12 protein-coding genes are annotated in these 19,639 nt (G+C 37.5%); 3 read left to right on the top strand and 9 right to left on the bottom strand.

The features are described 5' to 3' along the window. Window positions 1–264 precede the first annotated feature (264 nt). Complete coding sequence (locus BW986_RS00450; protein ID WP_076364122.1) at window positions 265–810, top strand: SMI1/KNR4 family protein; 546 nt, start codon at window positions 265–267, stop codon at window positions 808–810. Between the two features lie 259 nt (window positions 811–1,069). Here the strand turns inward: BW986_RS00450 and BW986_RS00445 are convergent, their stop codons facing one another. The 3 genes from BW986_RS00445 to BW986_RS00440 all read right to left on the bottom strand — a co-directional run bounded on the left by BW986_RS00445 (window position 1,070) and on the right by BW986_RS00440 (window position 4,675). Next, the gene (locus BW986_RS00445; RefSeq protein ID WP_076364120.1) at window positions 1,070–2,671 is read right to left on the bottom strand and encodes a sodium:solute symporter family protein; all 1,602 of its coding nucleotides are present in this window, start codon (window positions 2,669–2,671) and stop codon (window positions 1,070–1,072) included. After that, window positions 2,672–2,812 (bottom strand): hypothetical protein, encoded by a 141-nt coding sequence (locus BW986_RS29940; RefSeq protein WP_179085980.1) that lies wholly within the window; start codon window positions 2,810–2,812, stop codon window positions 2,672–2,674. It abuts the gene before it with no gap. 99 nt (window positions 2,813–2,911) lie between these two features. Beyond that, a complete protein-coding gene (locus BW986_RS00440) occupies window positions 2,912–4,675 on the bottom strand; it encodes a sigma-54 interaction domain-containing protein (RefSeq protein WP_081395456.1) in 1,764 nt (587 codons plus the stop codon). 337 nt (window positions 4,676–5,012) lie between these two features. Here BW986_RS00440 and BW986_RS00435 point away from each other — a divergent pair, with 337 nt between their 5' ends. Next, the gene (locus BW986_RS00435; RefSeq protein ID WP_076366173.1) at window positions 5,013–6,971 is read left to right on the top strand and encodes an oxidoreductase; all 1,959 of its coding nucleotides are present in this window, start codon (window positions 5,013–5,015) and stop codon (window positions 6,969–6,971) included. A gap of 44 nt (window positions 6,972–7,015) precedes the next feature. Here BW986_RS00435 and BW986_RS00430 read toward each other — a convergent pair whose 3' ends face one another. Both BW986_RS00430 and BW986_RS00425 read right to left on the bottom strand, forming a co-directional pair. Beyond that, complete coding sequence (locus tag BW986_RS00430) at window positions 7,016–9,433, bottom strand: DEAD/DEAH box helicase family protein (protein ID WP_076364118.1); 2,418 nt, start codon at window positions 9,431–9,433, stop codon at window positions 7,016–7,018. Continuing rightward, window positions 9,426–9,752 carry a nucleoside triphosphate pyrophosphohydrolase gene (locus BW986_RS00425; RefSeq protein WP_076364116.1) on the bottom strand — a complete coding sequence of 109 codons (327 nt, stop codon included), beginning with the start codon at window positions 9,750–9,752 and terminating at the stop codon, window positions 9,426–9,428. Before BW986_RS00425 ends, BW986_RS00430 begins: the two co-directional genes overlap by 8 nt. A 119-nt stretch (window positions 9,753–9,871) precedes the next feature. On the opposite strand from BW986_RS00425, the gene BW986_RS00420 reads away from it, so the two are divergent. Further along, a complete protein-coding gene (locus tag BW986_RS00420) occupies window positions 9,872–10,285 on the top strand; it encodes a (deoxy)nucleoside triphosphate pyrophosphohydrolase (RefSeq protein WP_076364114.1) in 414 nt (137 codons plus the stop codon). 5 nt (window positions 10,286–10,290) lie between these two features. Here BW986_RS00420 and BW986_RS00415 read toward each other — a convergent pair whose 3' ends face one another. The 4 genes from BW986_RS00415 to BW986_RS00405 all read right to left on the bottom strand — a co-directional run bounded on the left by BW986_RS00415 (window position 10,291) and on the right by BW986_RS00405 (window position 19,429). Then, complete coding sequence (locus BW986_RS00415; protein ID WP_260320480.1) at window positions 10,291–12,513, bottom strand: DUF3427 domain-containing protein; 2,223 nt, start codon at window positions 12,511–12,513, stop codon at window positions 10,291–10,293. Between the two features lie 230 nt (window positions 12,514–12,743). Beyond that, window positions 12,744–13,100 carry a phospholipase D-like domain-containing protein gene (locus BW986_RS30570; protein ID WP_260320479.1) on the bottom strand — a complete coding sequence of 119 codons (357 nt, stop codon included), beginning with the start codon at window positions 13,098–13,100 and terminating at the stop codon, window positions 12,744–12,746. A 266-nt stretch (window positions 13,101–13,366) separates the two neighbouring features. Further along, entirely contained in the window at window positions 13,367–18,211 is a 4,845-nt protein-coding gene (locus tag BW986_RS00410) for an AAA domain-containing protein (RefSeq protein WP_076364112.1), read from the bottom strand. Window positions 18,212–18,592: 381 nt separating this feature from the next. Further along, on the bottom strand, window positions 18,593–19,429 hold the full coding sequence (locus BW986_RS00405) for a hypothetical protein (RefSeq protein WP_076364110.1): 837 nt from the start codon (window positions 19,427–19,429) through the stop codon (window positions 18,593–18,595). Between the last annotated feature and the right edge of the window lie 210 nt (window positions 19,430–19,639).

Here is a 19,639-nt window from a genome sequence, read left to right as displayed (position 1 = left end):
GGAAATTTCCATTAGTCAATATTTTTTGTTTTATGTAATGGACAAATAACTACAATAATTACCAAAATAGTAATATATGATAAAATATAGAGATCAAAAGTGGGGAACAAAATGGCCGGGAGCTGATATACATCATGAATTGCCAATAAAATATGGCGAAAAAAACTCGATGTCTAATTTATTTCCTTTGCCAAGAGAACTCCATCAACAAACAGGAACTCCTTGGTGGGCTTCATATTAATTTGATTTGGAGGGATAAGTAAATTGAGCCATTTTGTACAAAACACCCTATCTGGCCTTAAAGAATTGTTGAATAGCACTGACCAAATGAAAATAATATCATACGAAGGGGAAGTTAGAGAGGTAACTTGTTCTTTTAATTCCGAAGCCATTACAGCTGAAATTGAAAAGTTTGAAAATGAAAATAACAAACTTCCTGAAGACTATAAGGCGTTCTTAACCCTCCATAATGGAGCGAGAATATATGAGTCAATCGATGAAGACGGTGAAACACTAGGCGATGGTCTTGAGATATTTAGCTTAGACGAAATAAAAGAACATCAAGAAATTGAATATTTAAGTGAACACGGGATTCCGATTGCACATCTGTTGAATGATTGTTATCTAATATTAGATACAGAAAAACTAAAGAGTGGGGATCCAAATTACCTTATTATTATGGAGTTTACAGAACTTTCATCTCTAAGTCTTAATTTTGAAATCTTTTTAGACCGCTACATTATTTCACAAGGTGAAGCGTTTTGGAGCTGGCCCATTTACACAGCTGAAAACTACTACAGGACCAGGTAAATAAATAATAAGAGCGATTGCTAACTAAATGCAGTCGCTCTTTTTGAATATTATTTCGATTCGAATTCAAGTATTTTGAAAAAGAGGGGGCGAATATTGAAATCTACTCTTTCAACATAATACTAATTTAGTTGAAAGACTGACATAAACAAATCATTTGGTTTTGCTCCTTGTTCTATGCTGATTTATAATCATACCATCGTGTCGTTATAGTCAAAATACAGAATAAAAATGACAGGGATCTCCCCTGCCATTTCTATCAATTCATATTGATCGGCCAATAATAAAACACTAGTGTAACCATAATGATCATGACGCCGCTTATCATCAAATAGGCTGGGTATCTGCGGGTGATGCTCATTTCTTTTTGCTCGTCTATTTCAATTGGGGTTTGAAGGATATTTGCCTGAAACTCCCTTTCTTCGATGGTGATCGTTCCATACTTGGAGCCAATGATAAGTGCGCCTATGCTTAAGATTAAACCTATGATGACAGGATTGAGGTAAACGGGAAGGCTTATTCCGAACATGCCGAGGCTTTCTCCGAGAATGACTCCAACGAAGCCGAATACGATGCTCCAAAAAGCTCCTTCTTTCGTTACCTTCTTTGAAAATACGCTTGATATGGCAATCGGTCCCCATGATGCCGCAAATAATGTTGCCGCAAAGTAGCCGATCCACATGACGGCAGGCGGCTGGAACAATCCAATCAATAAGATGATCAAGCTAATCACGACCATGGAAATGCGGCTGGCCCGTAATAGATGTTGATCGGTGTATTCCTTTTTCCGTGATTGTTCCATGATATCCCGAGTTATGCTGCTTCCTATTATTTGGAGGAAGCTCGAACAGGAAGATAATGCCGCAGCCATGATGCCGCTAACAATGATGACGCCAAGCCATGTCGGGACAATATTCATCGCTGCCCAAATGAATACCTTTTCCGTCGGGGCGATATCCGCTTTAATGGTGGTGATTGTCGAGATGCTAATATGAAGGAACAAATAGACGGTCAAAATGGATATCGTTGCCCATACGCCGGCCCGGATGGCTACGTGTTCATTTCTAGCCATTAAGTACCGGCTGCTTTGCCATGGACTCACTGCAATGACAATGCCCCAGACCAAGCCCATGATGACTGCCCAGGCCAATGCTTCCCAAGGAGTGCCCATCGTTGCGGCAGGTCCGGTAATGCCATGCCAGCTTAATAAATCAGGCCGTTCTGCCAGGTTTGCCGCTTTCATAACAGCATCAGGGAATCCGCCTGCAGATTTGATGATATAAGGAAAGCTAAGATACGTTGCGATCGAGAATAAAAAGAACATCACGGTATCATTCACCATGACCCCCTTAGCACCTGAGAGAATGGTAAAGGATGAATACACGACCCACATGATCACCAGGGCCATTGGATAGGAAACCCCGGAAACCTCGGCCAATAAAACCGCAGCGCCTTGGGTAACGGCTACCAAGTATGCTGCGATTCCGAGAATCGTCGTGATGGCAGCTGCCAGTCTTACCTTCTTCGAATGAAAGCGGTTACCAAAAAATTCAGGAACTGTCAAGGATTTGCTTCTTCTTAAATACCTGCCAAACAGGAATACCCCGAAAATATAGCCGCTTGCATTAAAAATAACAAGAATAAGCAGCAGGATCGGATACCCTTCATAGGAAAATCCCGCTTCTCCCATAAATGATACGGTACTTAGGAATGAGGCAACAAGCGTACCCGTTATCATCAATGTGTTTCCGCTACGTCCAGAAACATAATACTCCTCTGAGCTTTTCACTTTCCTGAATAAAAAAATGCCGATCGAGACATAAACACAAAAGGATATGATAATACCAAGCAGAAAGGCCACTTACATCCCCACCTTTTCAATCGGATCTTTTGCTTTTATTTCTTCTTGGCTCTTTTTCATTTTCACTAGAAACACCTTCGTGATCCACCCCATGACAATTAAGGAACCCCCATAACTTAAAGAGAAAATCAACTCACCCATTTCTTGACCCCCTTATCAAAATAGAAATAATCAATAATGAAATATGCAATATCCATACCAAGTTTTTGAATATTCAGATTTCAATGGAGGTAAATTTTATTAATCGTCATGATAGCTAAATTCGTATTTGCCTAGTTTGCGCATGATCGTCGTTTGGCTGACCTCCAAGGCTTTGGCCATTTTCCGGGTAGATTTAAAGGTGGAAAGGGCCTGGGACAATAATTGCTTTTCCGTTTCCTCTAACGCTTTTTTCAAGGGAATGATCCCTGTTAAATTGACTAGCGCCGTATCTTTATAGGTTAAATCGGAAGGCAAATCCTCTATCGTTACGATAGGTTTTCTAGCCGTCACGACAATTTGTTCTATTACATTTTCCAGTTCCCGGACATTACCCGGGTAATCCTGCAACTGAAGAATTAACTTCGAATGATCATCGATCGTGATGGATTGACCGTATTTTTCATTGAATTTCTTTAGAAAATAATCGGTTAATAATAGAATATCTTCCTTTCGCTCACGCAGCTGCGGTATTTCCATTGGAACGACATGCAGCCGATAATAGAGATCTTCGCGAAACTGATTTTTCTTGATCATTTGCTTCAAGTCTTTATTCGTAGCGGAGATAATGCGAATATTCACCTTTTTCTCCTTCGTTCCTCCCACCTTCATGAATGTTCTCTCCTGGACCAGATGGAGGATTTTCACTTGAATGTCGAGCGGCATTTCCCCGATTTCATCAAGAAACAGCGTGCCTCCATCAGCACTCTCAACAAGACCTTGTTTCCCGTGCTTATTGGCTCCCGTGAATGCACCGCTTTCGTAACCAAACAGCTCGGATTCGATTAATGCCGATGGAATCGCGCCGCAATTCACTTGAATGAATTTCTTATCCTTTCTGCTGCTAAGATCATGAATGACCCTTGCTAATACGCCTTTTCCGACTCCGGTTTCTCCATGGATGAAGATTGATGAATCCATCGGTGCGACTTTTTCAGCTAATTCCAACACCTTTATCATCTTATCCGAATTTGTAATGAAGTTATTGAACGAAACGGTTCTCGAATTCCCATGCTGGGCCCGCTGGTTCCTAAGATTCACCCTGTTCAATTTACTCTTCATCTCAACCAATTCCGTAATATCCCTGGAATTCGAAACGATTCTATATAAGTTCCCCTCCTCATCAAAAATCGGCTTCGCTGTGCAGAATACAGTCAGCCCATGCGGATAGGTTTGCTCCGCTGAATGGATCGCTTTCGTTTTCATGGTCTTTAATGTAACCGAATTGACGATCAATCCCTTTTCCACTAACTCTTTAATGTTCTTATTAATAAAGGCCTCCGGCGGCAGCCCTGTAAGCTTCTTGCACGCTTCACTCACGAATAACGTGTCCCCGTTCGCATCGGTCACGAAAATTTCATCATAGCTGGAATCCAAGATTTGCGTCAGCTCTTTGACCTTCTTTCTTGTCACCTCAAGCTCTCCATGCAGTGATTCATTTAGACTTATTAAGCTCTTAATCTTCTGTTTAAGCAGAGTTTCCCTGGCTTCAGTGATCGGATAGCATCTATATTGGTTATCGCCATGTTGAATCACAAAATCATAGGTGCACATATCCTCTTCACTTAGCCTATCTAAATCATCAACGACGACAAACGATGTATTCAGATAAGCCGTGATTTCCTGATTTTGCCCCTCACTATCCAATCTCTTCAAAAAGAAACCTTCCTCTAAAATGCCGAGGATTTCCAAGTGATTTTTCATGACAATAAAAGGAGAAGAATTGATTTTCAGTAATGCTTTCACATCCAAAATAGAAATATCGGAAAATACAATTAGTGATTCTTTTTTTGCTTCCGTATCCACACACTCACCCCATCATTCGATATTGAACCGATTTTGTTACACTTTTTAGTGCGCAAAGAAATATGTGACCCTTTCATAAGCAACGATTGTCTCTATACCAACAATTTTAAAACTGAACCTTTTATGAATCACCACTTTCCAAAAAAGGTTCAGTTATCTATCTATAAAATACTATATCCATGAGCCATACCCTCCTTATAAAAGTAAAAAAACGATGATGTACCCAAATTCCTCATCGGCATGATTATTGCATATTGAACCTGTATAGGGATAGGTAGAGGGCGATTGGTGCCCTCTATCCTCTCATTCTATCTAACATTAGGGAGTGGTCATGATCATGGCTCAATTCAAGAATCTGTTTACCCAATTAACGATCGGATCTACTGAATTAAAAAACCGGATCTTAAGCACAGCACATCAAACAAATCATGTCACGGACGGAATCCCGACTTCGGATATGGTGGCCTATCATGAAGCCCGTGCTAAAGGCGGCGTCGGATTGATCATCCTTGAAGCGGCATCCGTACATCCATCCGGCATGCTTACGTCCAAAACAATCGCAGGATATGACAAAAGAATCGTCTATGCCTACAAAAAGATTTCCGAAACGCTCCATAAGTATGGAACGAAGGTTTTCTCGCAGCTATTTCATGGCGGACGGGAAGTCGTATCGAGCGACTACCGAAATGCAGCATGGGCGCCATCCGCCGTTCCCAGCCTGCGCTTCGGCGTTATGCCAAAACCAATGAGTTTAGAAGATATTGAAGGAGTGGTTGAAGGGTTCGCCCATTCAGCACAGCTGGCAAAGGAAGGCGGACTTGATGGAGTGGAAATTTGCTGTTCACACGGATATCTTCCTGCCCAGTTTTGGTCGGTGCATACAAATAAACGCACCGATAACTACGGAGGATCTTTTGAAAACCGGATGCGATTCATCGTGAAAATTTTGGAGAAAGTATGGGAAAGAGTCGGAGAAGACTTTACCGTCGGCATTCGCATGAGCTCAGACGAACTGACGATGGACGGAACAACGATGAAGGATTCCGTGCAAATCGTCGAATATCTCGCGGAAAAGGTCCGATTGGATTTCATCAACGTCACGGCCGGAGATTCAAGCACCTTCGAGGGTTCAACACATATCGTTCCGCCATCACCGATAAAGCACGCGTACCTATCTCCACATGGATTCAAAATCAGGATGGCAGGAGCCGTACCGGTCTTTGTCGGAAATCGAATCGTCGACCCCGTTGAAGCCGAACAGATCGTATCAACCGGAAAAGCCGATGTCGTCGGAATGACCAGGGCCTTAATCGTCGACCCTGACATGCCCAACAAAGCAAAAAACGGCGACCTGCAGGCAATCGATGCATGCATAGGCTGTTTACAAGCCTGTATCGGCCACTATCATAAAGGACTGCCGATTGGCTGTGTCCAAAACCCGACAACAGGTAAAGAAGCATGGATATTACCAGAATTAAAGAAAACAAGAAACAAACAGAATGTCCTGGTCATCGGCGCCGGACCTGGCGGATTACAGGCAGCCATAACTGCTGACTACCTAGGTCATTCCGTTACACTGATCGATCAAAGCAAATCAATCGGCGGCCTGCTTCGCACCATGCGTAAAGCACCGATGAGGCATGAACTCGCAGAATCGATGCTCGATAACTACTCCCGGAAATTAATGAGAAGCAACATAAATGTTCAATTAGGAAAGACTGCCACCGCCCAAGAAATATCCGAAGCGAAACCGGACGCCATCATCTGTGCAACCGGCTCACGTCCCTATACACCAGCCATCGAAGGAATCGATGACCCACGGATCATCATGAGTGATGACCTCTACAGCTCAACAAAAAAAGTCGGGGACAACGTCCTCGTATTCGACTTTGGCGGCGACTGGCCCGGCATGGAAGCAGCCATCTACCTAGCCGAAAAAGGACATGGAGTCACACTCATATCATCACGACTGCACATCGGCGAAACCGTCCACCAATATCTCAGGAACGAATACCTAAAAAAACTATACAACCTAAACGTCAAACTCCTTCCCCACTACGACATCGGGGCAATCAAAGAAGATCACGTCATTATCAGAAATCTATTCACCCAACAAAAAGAAGAACTAACAAACTGGGATTCCATCGTCCTCTCCCTTGGCCGCATTCCCAACACAGAACTATTCGAAGAAATGAAAGGCCATGCGCCTATTGTGAAACAGATTGGGGACTGCCTTGGACCACGTACGATTGAGGAAGCTACGCATGAAGGGATGATGAGTGCAATAAGTTTATAGAGGGGAAGAGACATTCCTTGGGGGGGATGTCTCTTTTATTTCTTTTACTTAGCTTTGCGCTCAAAGTGATAATGAAGTCTATATTCACTAATATCCTTGGTCATTTCAAACAAGACCCTCTGATCTTCTGGTCTGACATCAAAGTTCAGCTTGAAAATATCATCTTCGTAAGAAATTAACCCTTTAGAGCTTCCACTCCACTTAGCCATAGGCATAGTTGCAATTAACTTACTAACTCCATCTTCATCGTAGTTCCATAGCTTTTTAGAGGATTTATCAGCAAAGTCGATTTGTTTTCGATACTCTGTTTCTGTTAAGTAACTATGAAAGAATGGTGCTGCTTCCTCAGAGGTGATTGGCTTGAACCAACTAACCTCTCCCCGATCTAGCATGGCTAGCAGAACGACCATCTTATAGCTCTTCGCCATACCCGTTTTCTCTACTTCCACTAGCCATGGTTCATATCGATGAAATATTTCAGATTCACGTTCTGAAAACTCTTTAGCATATTCCAAGAATCCATAATATGAAGAGAATTCCTGACGATACTGAGGGGAATCAGAGGCACCTTTTAAATGCAATTCCAAATAGGAAGGCCTTCTTCCTAATTCCTGCTTTAATATGTGATAATCATTTACTAATTTATCTCGTCTAGGCTGTTTCTTTCTCGTCATTTCCTTTAAGAGATTAATAACCTGGATATCTAATTCTATTTCACATAATTCAGGAACAACCGGCTCAATGGTTTTCGTCTTTTGCTTGCTCAAATTTGTATCAAACAAACTTAATTTAACATCTGCATTACGATAATTACCAATCAGATCTATAATAACGCAATGATCCTTAGAGTCATGTAGTCTTAACCCTCTGCCAATCTGCTGGGTAAAGACCGTTAAAGATTCTGTTGGCCTAACAAATAAAAGCGTATCAACAGCCGGGATATCGACTCCCTCATTGAATAGATTGACAGTAAAGATAATATCGAGGTCTCCAGCTGCAAGCTGATTTATTGCATCATCTCTATTTATGTCTTTTTGCCTTGAATGCAGACTAATTGCCCTATAGCCCTTTTGATTAAAAAAGTCAGAAAGAAAATCTGCTTGCCTAATGGATGAACAGAAACCAATTGTACGTGTTTTTCTTTTGTCCTTCCACGCATTCAATACTTTTTGGGCCATCTCATCCCGTAATTGAAGCTGTAGCAACTCCTTTTCATCATATCGATATCCTAGCCAAGTAATCTGACTATAATCTGTATCATCATACACACCAAAATATTTAAACGGCGCTAACCAGTTCCTTTGTATAGCCTCAAGGAAATCCATCCGGAATGCTACATTTCCACCACAAATGGCGTATACATCCTTGTTATCATTTCGATCAGGTGTGGCCGTGATTCCAAGCAAAAATTTCGGTTTGAAGTAATCTAGTACTCTTTGATAAGATTCAGCCGCTGCATGATGAAACTCATCGACGATTATCAACTCAAATTCTTCAGGATCAAACACTCGAAGATGCCGCTGCATACTTAACGTGTAAATCGAAGCAAAAATGGTATGTCCATACCTCTCCTTCACCTTGCCATTATAAATAGAAAAGCTCTCTGCCGGCATAACCATTTGGAAAGACTTCTTAGCCTGATATAAAATTTCTTCAAGATGGGCAATAAACAGCACCCGTTTGAAATTGCGCGCAAAGAACCCGGCTAAATATGTCTTTCCTAATCCGGTGGCCATCACAACTAACGCCTTATCATAATCTTCTTCCATTGTTTTATTTAACTCTTCTAATGCTTCAATTTGTGCAAAGCGAGGATAGACTTCCCCATATGGTGCAGATGGTTCGTGAATGATCTCCGTTGTTGGAATAGACTCATCAATTTCACTTGGAAGCATTAAATCCATTTCCTCTGTTTCCGTCCACTTTTGAGGAAGACTTGGATTAGTTATATGAAACTTCTCATAGCTTTCTTCATAATACTTCAACGTTTCTTGATTTAAAGAAATCGTATGATCACTATAAAACGTTTCTAAAAATAGATGCAAGCCTTGAGAAAATACTTCTTCATCATCACTAACAGAAAGACTCCATTCCACTCCATTACTTAAAGCAGAACGTGAAAGATTGGACGAGCCAACAAACAGGCTATCTTGGTTTTCTTGTTGAAATAGATAAGCTTTAGGATGAAAGGACACCCCATTACTCCTCCATAATCTGACCTCAATCCTTGAATCAATCTCTAACAACATCCTTAATGCTTCTGGCTGGGTCACAAACAAATAATCGCCAGTACACACTTTAATTTCCGCTCCACGTTCAGCAGCTGCTTTTAATGCTTCTCTCAAATATTGAACACCAGACTTCATCACAAATGAGGTCAAAATACAAATAGAAGAAGCAGAATCAATCTGCTTCAATAGGTGTGACCCTAATTGACTGATAATTAATTGGACCTTACTCATCTTCAACCTCAATCAGATAAATCTTCTCCTTAAACCCCCCGCGTTTATCTGCTTTGATCTTCCTTACTTTCTCCACTTCCTGGATAGAAGCCCCATGATACTCAGCCAGAGCATGGAGGATTTCTAACACATCAGCCAACTCTTCAATCGCATCCTCTTTACTTTCAGTCTCTACATATTCCTGTAACTCTTCAAAGCTCTTCTTTTTCAATTCTTCTATGTATTCTTTCTCATCTAACACTCTCGTTGTAAACTTTTTACCTGTAGCTTCAATCACTTCTGGAATCCGATCACGGACTAATTTATTGTGGACTGGCATTAATGGTCCTCCTTCAGATTTTATCTTACAATTATATCACTTACCCAAATTCTGTATTTATCACAAAACTCACTTAATCATGATATTATTTAATCATAGCAAACCTATAGGAGGATAACATGAAAAAGCAAGTTAAAGTAGTTGCAGCCATCATTGAAAATGAAAAAGATGAAATACTATGTGCGTTACGCTCTCCAGATATGAGCATCCCGAACATGTGGGAATTCCCAGGTGGAAAAGTAGAAATGGGTGAAGATATTTTTACTGCTTTAAAAAGAGAGATTGATGAAGAATTACAATGTAAGGTTGAAACAGAATCTTTAATCTTTAATGATAATACGCATGAATATGAAACCTTCATCATTAACCTACTATCAATAAAATGTAGAATTATTGAAGGTACCCCAACTGCCAATGAGCATTCAAAACTGATATGGTTAAAGGGAGAGAATCTAAGCTCTCTAAAATGGGCTCCTGCTGACATTCCAGCTGTAGAGCAATTAATCAATGAAAAAAATAGTCTTCTCAAATGAGAAGACTATACTCTTTTAGTGAACTCAGTATATAAACTAGCTGGGACTTCATTCTCTAATTCCATTGTAACGGTAATTGGCTTTTCCCCTTCATATTCCACCGTGTTACCCTTCCCGATATAAATATAAGGTTCTGTCTTTCCATCTATTTCTTTATACTTTCTAATAAATAAATGTAAATGAATCCCTCTATCCTGGTTGAATACAATATTCTTGCCTCTCTCAGAACTTGGGGCTGTACTATTTGGAGTCTGCCATTGAAAAATACGCTCATTTATAAATTCATCGTGGTAATTAATGCTCTCTTTAATATCTTCTTCCTTGTGTAAATCAATAAATAAGAAATAGTCATTTCCATTCGAAAGTAAACCAGAACCCCTAAAAGCACTGTGGCTTTTGCGATAATTCGATAGTAATGCAGCATCACCCATTTGATATTGTTCATAAAGCTTCAAATGCGGGACACCATAGTAATCTTCTTTAAATTCCTTTTCATATCTAAAGATCCCATAAATAATAAGATCTTCGATATACGGTCTATATTCTTCATTCTGTAGAACTATTTGATAAGTAGAGGTCTTAGATAAATGACCATCTTCAAGTGTAAATAACTTCAAGTTCCTCTTTTTCTGACCAGGATCATAAAAATCCTGATTTAGACACTGAAAGGCATGTAATACACTATCTTCATCTACCTCTTTAACTAACTTCAATATCTCTTGTGTTGCGGTTTCTAAAGAAATCTCATCATGGTCCAATAGATATTTAGCAATCGCAAACTCATACACTCGCTTTAAAGGTAGCTTACTCGATAATTCCCTTATTACTCCTTCAAAAGCCTCGTCTAGTAATAGCCTTTTCAAGGAATCCTCTTTTTCTACTTTTGCTACAAATTGCAAATATGTTTTTTCACGATTAATAAACTTAATCGGATCTGGAGCTCCATCAAATTTCATATAATCCATTAATAAGAAAGGAATTTTTCCTTGATTCATTTTCTTAAATTCAAAGTACTCTTCCTTCAAATACTTCAAAGAATTAAAGTTTTCCTTATCAATTTGCGCCAATATCCGTTCTTCCGAGATCTTATCCATTTGAATATGTGTACAACCTGGAATATTTGCAAAGCCAGTCGCAATAGCAACCTTCAAGCTTTCTTTATCATAATAACGACTTCCATTTAATGCGATGGCAATCAAGAACGTTTTACTATGATTCCCGATAAAATCAAGGACTGTTAGGAAACTCTTGTCTTTATGTTTACGAAGCCCTCGTCCTAGCTGTTGAATAAAAACTATCGGAGAATTAGTTGGCCTTAGCATTAATACAGTATTTACAGAAGGAATATCAACACCCTCATTAAAAATACCAACCGTGAAAATAAATTCTAAATCATCATGATCATCTTCTAATCTATTTATATAATACGATCTCAGCTCGACTGAATCATTTCCAGATAAACAGATACTTTGAATACCTCTTCTATTAAATTCTTGTGCCATATATTGTGCATGTTCAACGGTTACGCAAAAACCTAAACCTTTTCTTTTGTCCCCGTCATGGCCATAGAAATTCATATTCTTAATAATAAAGTCTACTCTCTCGTTAACCTTTAATCTCTTCGTTATCTCCGCTACATCGTCAATATCTACATCACTTAAATCAATTCCCTCAATGTCGGTAATACCAAAATAATGAAAGGGAATAACCAGTTCATCCTCTAAAGCCTCATGTAAACGAACCTCCAAGGCAACATTATTATCAAATAAGTCAAAGACATTTTGTTGATCGCTTCTCTCTGGAGTAGCTGTCATCCCTAATGTGAATTGTGGGTCGAAATATTCTAGCACTGCTTGATAGCTAGGGCTTGTCGCATGGTGGGCCTCGTCAAAAATAATATAATCAAACTCATCTCGTTTAAATTCCTCGTAGCATTTAGACATAGTTTGAATGGTAGAAAAAATATAATCAGCATTTTTTTGCTTTTGATTACCAGTCAGTAATCCAAATGTCAGTTTTTCATTAGGAAGGAGCTTTTCAAAGGTCTCTTTTGCTTTTTTTAATATTTCTTCTCTATGTACAATGAACAGTAATCTTTTAGGCTTGAATCCCTTTACATCAAAAGCAGACATATACGTTTTACCCGTCCCTGTTGCTGCTATAACTAAGGCCTTCTTTTCCCCAAACGACCTAATCCTTTCTAGGTTTTCAACCGCACGTTTTTGCATGTTATTAGGAATGATATATTCAGAGCTTTCATAAATAAATTGCTGTGTATTCGTATAGCCCTTTAATTTACTCAGAAACTCTTCATACTTACTTATGAAATTGTCATCCGCTACGACACTACTATTCCATAATCCATCATATTCCTTTAATACATCTTTCAGAAATTGAGCATCCTCTTTAGCAATAATCTCAACGTTCCACTCAATATTACTCTTAAGTGCACTTTGAGTTATATAGAAGAACCAATAATCACCTTATAACTATCCTTAAATTCAAAAATATACGCTTTCGTATGAAAACCAATCGCCTTTTCCGTTTCAAAAATCTTCAAACGGATATTACTAAACTCATTTATTTTCTTTAAAGCCTTCGCTTCAGTAAAATTCAGATAAGTAGAAGTAATAATCTTCCCCTTTACTCCCCTTTTCTCCGCGTTCTTAAAAGTATCCAACAACAGCTGAAGACCACTATAATTAATAAAAGCCACGCTGAAATAAAACTTTTCACACTCATTTATTGAAGAAATTAATTCATTTAATAAATTCCCCTTGTCTGAATTGACAATTAGCTTTTTCTCGATGCTCATGATTTGCTCCTGACTGTGGTTATATAAGAAAATATTTCAGATTTCAAAAGATACATTGAATAATTTGTCGAACAATAATACATTTTTCTTGTTTGTTTCTAAAGGCGAATTTTCCCTTCAACTAGTGTCAGAAATAGTGTGTCATACATATGTTTTTTGTGCATGCTGTGAGAGCAGTCTTAAATACAATGAAAAAGTCGCCGACTCTTCCCAATCTAAATTGAAAAAAGAGAACCAAAATAAGATTTTTTTGGTTCTCTATAGTCCTAGTCACTATATTGTGAATACCAAGCAGGTTCTTTTTTAGTTGAACGACTACCATTAGGAGAGAACTTAAAGGTTATATTCCTCCTTGAAAGGCTTTCCATTAAAGGTTGTAGATTTTCTCCCCCAACAACCCAAATACTCCCCCCTTTATCTCGCTGATCTATAACTTCATAACCTGCAGATTTTAAGTAGTTATATAACGAGAATGATTTTGATTCTTGATTGATAATACCCAGTTTAACGGTTATTTTGTCGTCACTTTTTTTCATGTGTAAGGTTGGATTTTCATTTTCAAACAAACTAGTTTGCTTATGAGAACCTTTCGATTTTAAGTCAAAAGGGGCTTCTTTTACCTCAATAATTGATTTTTTTTCCATACCTACGGGAGGACCCAAATTCAATTTACTTCTTTGTATCTCTGGTATTTTTAGATTTTCTTGTATTCGTGCCTTTTCAGCAGATTTTTCTAAATCCCTTGAAGTTATATTTATTTTATTATATCGTGATTGACCTATTGACGGTTCAATTCCCATGCTTTTTAATTGTTCCCATAAGCTCTCCATTGCTTTTATGCGGTCATAGTAGAACTCCCTACCCCTGACTCGCCAAAATTTCCAACCCGCACGCTCGAGAGATTCTTGCCGTTGCATATCCTCATCAAATTTCTCTGGGCCATGCCATTTTTCTCCATCACACTCAACTGCTAATCTGTCTCGTAAGCCTTCTATGACTAAGTCGATTCTGTATCTTCCAACTTTAACTTGTGGAGTTACTCTATACCCTCTTGCTAAAATCATCCTAAGTACATCTATTTCAAATGGGGAATCACATTTGTCTTCAAGGTTTGCTAGTTCTTCATTTAGACGAGTTGGATGCTTACAATAACTTAAGAACCTATAACGTAAATCATCAGAGCTTAGTTCTTCTAAGTCTACAGAATGATAAAGTCTCATTTGATTTTTCGCACGGCTTGCTGCCACATTAAAACGCTGCTTTTCAGATGTTTTTGTTAATGCTCTAAAATTCCTATTAGGAGCGACAACCATTGATAAAAATATTATGTCTCTTTCATCACCTTGAAGAGTATAAGGATTACCACAAATTATCTTACGTTTCACAAATTCACTGTCGCCTATTTCCTCCCGGATTCTTATTTCGAGCAATTTATGTTGCTTTTGTCCTTGTAGAGTTATGACCCCAAAGGTTTGCTCGTCATAAAGTGGATCATTTATCATTTGAACCATATCAGCAATAATAGCATCTATTTCTGGTATGTTAACATCCTTATCTTTTTCATCATTGTATCCATCATTTACTTTAATTGCTTTTACCGGCGGTTCAATTTTATCTTCTTCTAAAGGTAATCTAAGTGGAATCATCTCTCCCCCGTAACTTAGGTCATTTGAGAATTGAATGATTTCAGGCACACAGCGGAAATGCTCTCTTAGCATAAGCTTTCCTTCCTTTGGGAAGGTTTGTTCTGCAATTTCATATAAAGATATATTTCCGTCAAACAAATTTGCATTTGGGATACCTGAAAGATGCCGACGAACCAATTCGTAAACATCCTCAAGATTAGTACCAATTGCTTGGGGGCTAATTTGCTCATCATCACCAACTACGATTATCTTTTCTCCACGCAACAAAACATTTATTGAAAATAAATCGCATTGGCTACTTTCATCAAAAATAATGATATCAAATTTTTCATTTGTAACAGGGAAGTTTTCTAAAACTTGATTTATAGGCATAATCCACACAGGGATGGCACTTTGAGCTGTCTTCATTTCTTCCCTGGCCCCTTGCAAATGCATCTGTGCGTATTTCCCACTTCCTTTCCCAAAGCGTTTAATATATGTTTTCCATGCCGAAAGCGATCTTTTTTCTTCATCTGTTATTCTTGCGACTTGGTTCTTCCATGTAGATTTACTAACAATATCACGCACTAACTTCATCTGTTTTTTATGCTCATGATCAATTTGTTTTTTTAATACAGAAAAATTCATATCCTTTGTTTCATCTAACCATGACTGCAACTTTTTTAATTCAAAAGCTGCTATATGTTCTACTGGTAATTCTTGTTCAGATCCTACAGTAAGTTCGATTGATTTTCCTGTTAATGGCAGCCTTTCCTTTAAAACGTTTAGTAACTCATAGAAACGGTTGACAATCTCTTTTGTTTGATGCAGTTTTTGCAATAAGTTAACCAGTCTTATCCAATTTGAAACATCTCTTGATTGCATAGTACTAATAAATTCATGTAAGATTGGATGACTATTTTCTTGGATACACAAATTTCTTAACTGTAAGAGTGTTTTTTCATAATTTTCGAGCCAGTCTTGATGTTGTATATATTTGATTGCATTTTCGATTCCATTAATAAGTTGTTTGTTAATTTCAATAGAATACAGGTTTAGACCATTCATTTTGTATATTTTTATCTTCTCATATATAGATACAGTGGAGTCAACGACTTGTATAACAAGCTTTAGCTCTTTAATCCGTTCCTCAAGGATATGTGGATACCGTCTCTCTTTTTCATCGATCATTGAAAGACCTATTTCCTCCATATTTCCGTTAAAAATCCGAGCAGTCTCTTTTTTAATCTCCTCGTATTGAAGATAAATCTCAATTGCACTGATATCGTCAATAGTACTAAGAGGTTTATCATTTAAAATAGGATCTTCAAACAAATATTTAGCCTGCTTACCTTTTAACATAAAAAAGAGTACATTTGGTTTTTTTCCACTTAAAAGTCTTTGCTTAGCGATATTTATTTCCTCTTTCAAAGTGATAAAATCCTTATCGGGTAATTTGATCCTTTGAGTAATCAGACTATTATAGTGTTCGAACATTTTTTCATTTGCCTGTTCTAATTCACTTAATAATTTTCGCCACCGTTGTTCTCTAACCCCGCCTGCTTTGCAGTCTTCGATAATTGATTTGTACTCGGTATTTTCTAGTATAGCTGACATACTCAAAAGGCCTTTAAAATCCTTTAAAAGTTGTTTAAGCAACCTTTCATCTTTAGGATAGTCATATTTTTCGATCACTTCGTTTCCTAATTCAACGTATTTACTTAGCTCTTGGCCGGTCTGTATAAGAGAAGAAAAGGAAGCGCTATTCTGAATATGTATACCTACGGTAGGAAGAAACTGATCTCTAAGTAATAAGCTTTCTTTACTTAATTTTTCTTTCAGTTCCCAAAGCTCTTTAAAATCTAATGGAGATAAAGGGAAAGTTTCGTCTAATAATATTTCATCTTGAATCCAAGTATAATCAATAGTAGATTCAGATAGTTTTTTTGCAATATCAAACTTAAATAATATTTCTCCATTGTAAAGAAGTTCTGTTCCTTCTTTTTCAGCATATATTTTTAGTTGATTTTTCAAATGAGCTTCGTTAGCTTTACTTTTATGAAGTTGTTCCTTGTCTCCGTTTATTTCAGTTTCCAGTCGATAAACATCTAATTCACCAAGCTTTTCACCAATTACTCGAATAGATTGTTCAATTTCTTGTAAAGACTCACGCCCTCCTCCGAGTACAGGAACACATAAATCTCTAATTTCTTTGGGGATTTTATTTTTTAATACTTTTAGAGGACTCTCTTTCTGACTGGTTATTAAAATCCTTTTTCCTTCTGATAAGAAGTGAGAAACCAAATTTGCTATTGTATGAGTCTTCCCTGTACCCGGAGGCCCTTGTACGGTCACACCATGATGTCTTTCAATTCTGTTTATAATTTCTTTTTGTTGCTCGTTAGACTCAAGTGGAAAGTATAAATTGTTTTCCAAAAACCCAGTAACACTGTTTTCTTTCATTATTTTTAATTTTTCAACCGAATTGTTACTATTCTCTCCTAAAATAGAGATTACAGTATCAGAAAGTACTATTTCGCCTGTAGAAATACCGGAAATAATTTGTTCAAGATCATCCCGTAAAACCCTAACATTTTTACTTCTTAATGAAAACATCGAATGTTCATATATAAGGGGATCCTCAGTTGCTTTTTTTGTCGAAGATTCTTCAATGAATTTACCATTAGCATCTAATAAATGAATAAAGTGAGTAAAGAAGTCAGATAAATCCGTTGTTATCTCTCTTGATTCAACATCACGAATTAATTGATTTATCTGCTGAATATTTGGAATTTGTATTCCTGAAAACATTTCACGCTCGACGCTTTTTATGCCATCAACCTGTTTAGCTGAAATAATACCTTTATCAGCTTCTAATTCGAGTTCCAATTTAGTTGTTAGGAGTGGAGAACGAATCGTTCCTACCTTATTATCTGGATGTTTCCAACATAACAATCCCCTTCCAAAAATAAATTCGAGCGATTCCCCTTCCTTTTCAAGTCGTGAAATCAAATCAAAAAATTCCCCATACAGTTTTAAGACGCGCTTTTTTTCCTTCAGATTATTAGCCCAAATGTTCCATTCAGAAACCCATCTTATATAAGAAGATTTACGGTCACTGTTATCGCTAAAAGATTCTTTAATCTCTTCTCCTTCTTTATCAGTTACCAATTTCTCTTTTCTATATGAAGTTTGTATATTTTCGTTGGAGAAGTCGAAGTCTATCCAATCGGTAATTATTTTATCTGGCTTAGGGGGTTGCTTATCCTTTTCAGTAATGTTTGGTCTATGTATTTCAAAAATGTTATCCTCGCTATGGCAATTTCCTAATACAAAGCACCCGTTTAACTCTTTAAGGTCATCTATAAACCAATTTTTCTCAAATTCCGAGAAGTCTCGGGTTACTTTTCCAACTAAATTATTTAAAGCAAGTAAATATTCAAAAAAATTCTGTGCTTTTTCTGTTACTATATTATTTATTTCCACTCTAAACACACCCCATTTATTTTTCATGTATAATTTTACAACTTTTGTAGTTTCAATAAAAGGATATGTAAAATATAACAATATTATTATTACATGCTGCTTTTATTTTTTTATGTATAGTGCTAAAGGTAAAAGTCCCGTAAACTGTATTGAATCTCTCCCTTTCAAACTAACTCTCTTAAGTAATTTTATTATTTTATGTATACAAAAAGACCGGATACTAAATCGTAACCGGTCCCACCCTCGATAGTCTACTTGACCCAAAAATGACCAGCGGTTAATCTCTTGTATTTGAGTCCAAGCAATATAAGTAGAAGGGTAAATTGGAAGCGGAAATAAAATATTGTTTCACTTTTATTCTTCTCACATATCCGATGTTATTTACAAATAACTCCCCAATCTCCATTGATTCCATGCATCCTTAATTCTACCTGGTTTTACACAACGGTCATTAATTATCGTTTTATCACCATTAAAAGAGATATTTAAGTCTATGTGGTTATATTTCACATAATTTGCAATCCAACGTCGAGACTCTTGAATCCCATTGAGGCTATCGTTTAATCTTTTTACACTTCCAGAGGGCAAATGCAAATCCACAGTGTAAAAATCCGTTTGTTTACTCCCGGAGATAATAAAGTAAACTTCATGTTCTTTACTAACTCCCCCAATAATCTCACTAGGCATTCCTGATGATCTTCTTCTTTCAGGATTCATATCCTTATACTCCGACAAAAACTGCTGAATCAGAAAGGCTTCAATCGGCTTGGTTGATAGATCCAATTTATTAAAAGACTCAAAGACTTTTTGCCAGGAAGCTTCAATTACTTTTGCGGGTTTCGAAAACTTTGTTTGGTGAGCTGCCAATTGACTATCATCCAGCGTACCTCTCACCTTAACTTCAACGAGTATAGTGAAATTTCCACCAAATATCCAAGCATCTGGTATTGAATCGAGATTTCCCTCTAACCCACTGTTAGGTAGTTTTCTCTTATAGGGTGCTATCCCTAAGATATATTCAAATTCTACATTTGGATTCGGGTTAATAGGACTGAATAACTTTATTTGATTCCTTTCATGATTAAAATTTTTAGTTGCCTCTCCTATTAATAAATCTAAAAATGGTCTAGTAAGTTCTGCATTATGCATTGATAATATATTCATCAATATATTTGTAAGGTGATTTTCATATTGCCCATAATATTTAAATAGATTCATATATTTCCCTTCTTTCGCAGAAATACTAACTCATTTTTATACTACCTTTGAAAATCTCACATTAAGAATAGTGGAGTTAGAAGTAACCATTTATATATTTAAAAGAACTTACTCTTATTGGTTTTATGGAAAGGCCCTGACTTAGCCGCCATACAGAAGGAAAACCCTAGGTTACAGCAGGGAGTAGAAATCTTAAAAAAAGCTATGGCA

It is taken from the genome of Peribacillus simplex, assembly GCF_900156045.1.
Classification (GTDB): domain Bacteria; phylum Bacillota; class Bacilli; order Bacillales; family DSM-1321; genus Peribacillus; species Peribacillus simplex_D.
This window is presented reverse-complemented; position numbering and strand designations above follow the sequence as displayed.

Coding starts and splice junctions, on each gene's coding strand:
- BW986_RS29940 (WP_179085980.1), bottom strand. CDS start 2,812: ATGGGTGAGTTGATTTTCTCTTTAAGTTATGGGGGTTCCTTAATTGTC.
- BW986_RS00435 (WP_076366173.1), top strand. CDS start 5,013: ATGGCTCAATTCAAGAATCTGTTTACCCAATTAACGATCGGATCTACT.
- BW986_RS00430 (WP_076364118.1), bottom strand. CDS start 9,433: ATGAGTAAGGTCCAATTAATTATCAGTCAATTAGGGTCACACCTATTG.
- BW986_RS00425 (WP_076364116.1), bottom strand. CDS start 9,752: ATGCCAGTCCACAATAAATTAGTCCGTGATCGGATTCCAGAAGTGATT.
- BW986_RS00420 (WP_076364114.1), top strand. CDS start 9,872: ATGAAAAAGCAAGTTAAAGTAGTTGCAGCCATCATTGAAAATGAAAAA.
- BW986_RS00415 (WP_260320480.1), bottom strand. CDS start 12,513: ATGCAAAAACGTGCGGTTGAAAACCTAGAAAGGATTAGGTCGTTTGGG.
- BW986_RS30570 (WP_260320479.1), bottom strand. CDS start 13,100: ATGAGCATCGAGAAAAAGCTAATTGTCAATTCAGACAAGGGGAATTTA.
- BW986_RS00405 (WP_076364110.1), bottom strand. CDS start 19,429: ATGAATCTATTTAAATATTATGGGCAATATGAAAATCACCTTACAAAT.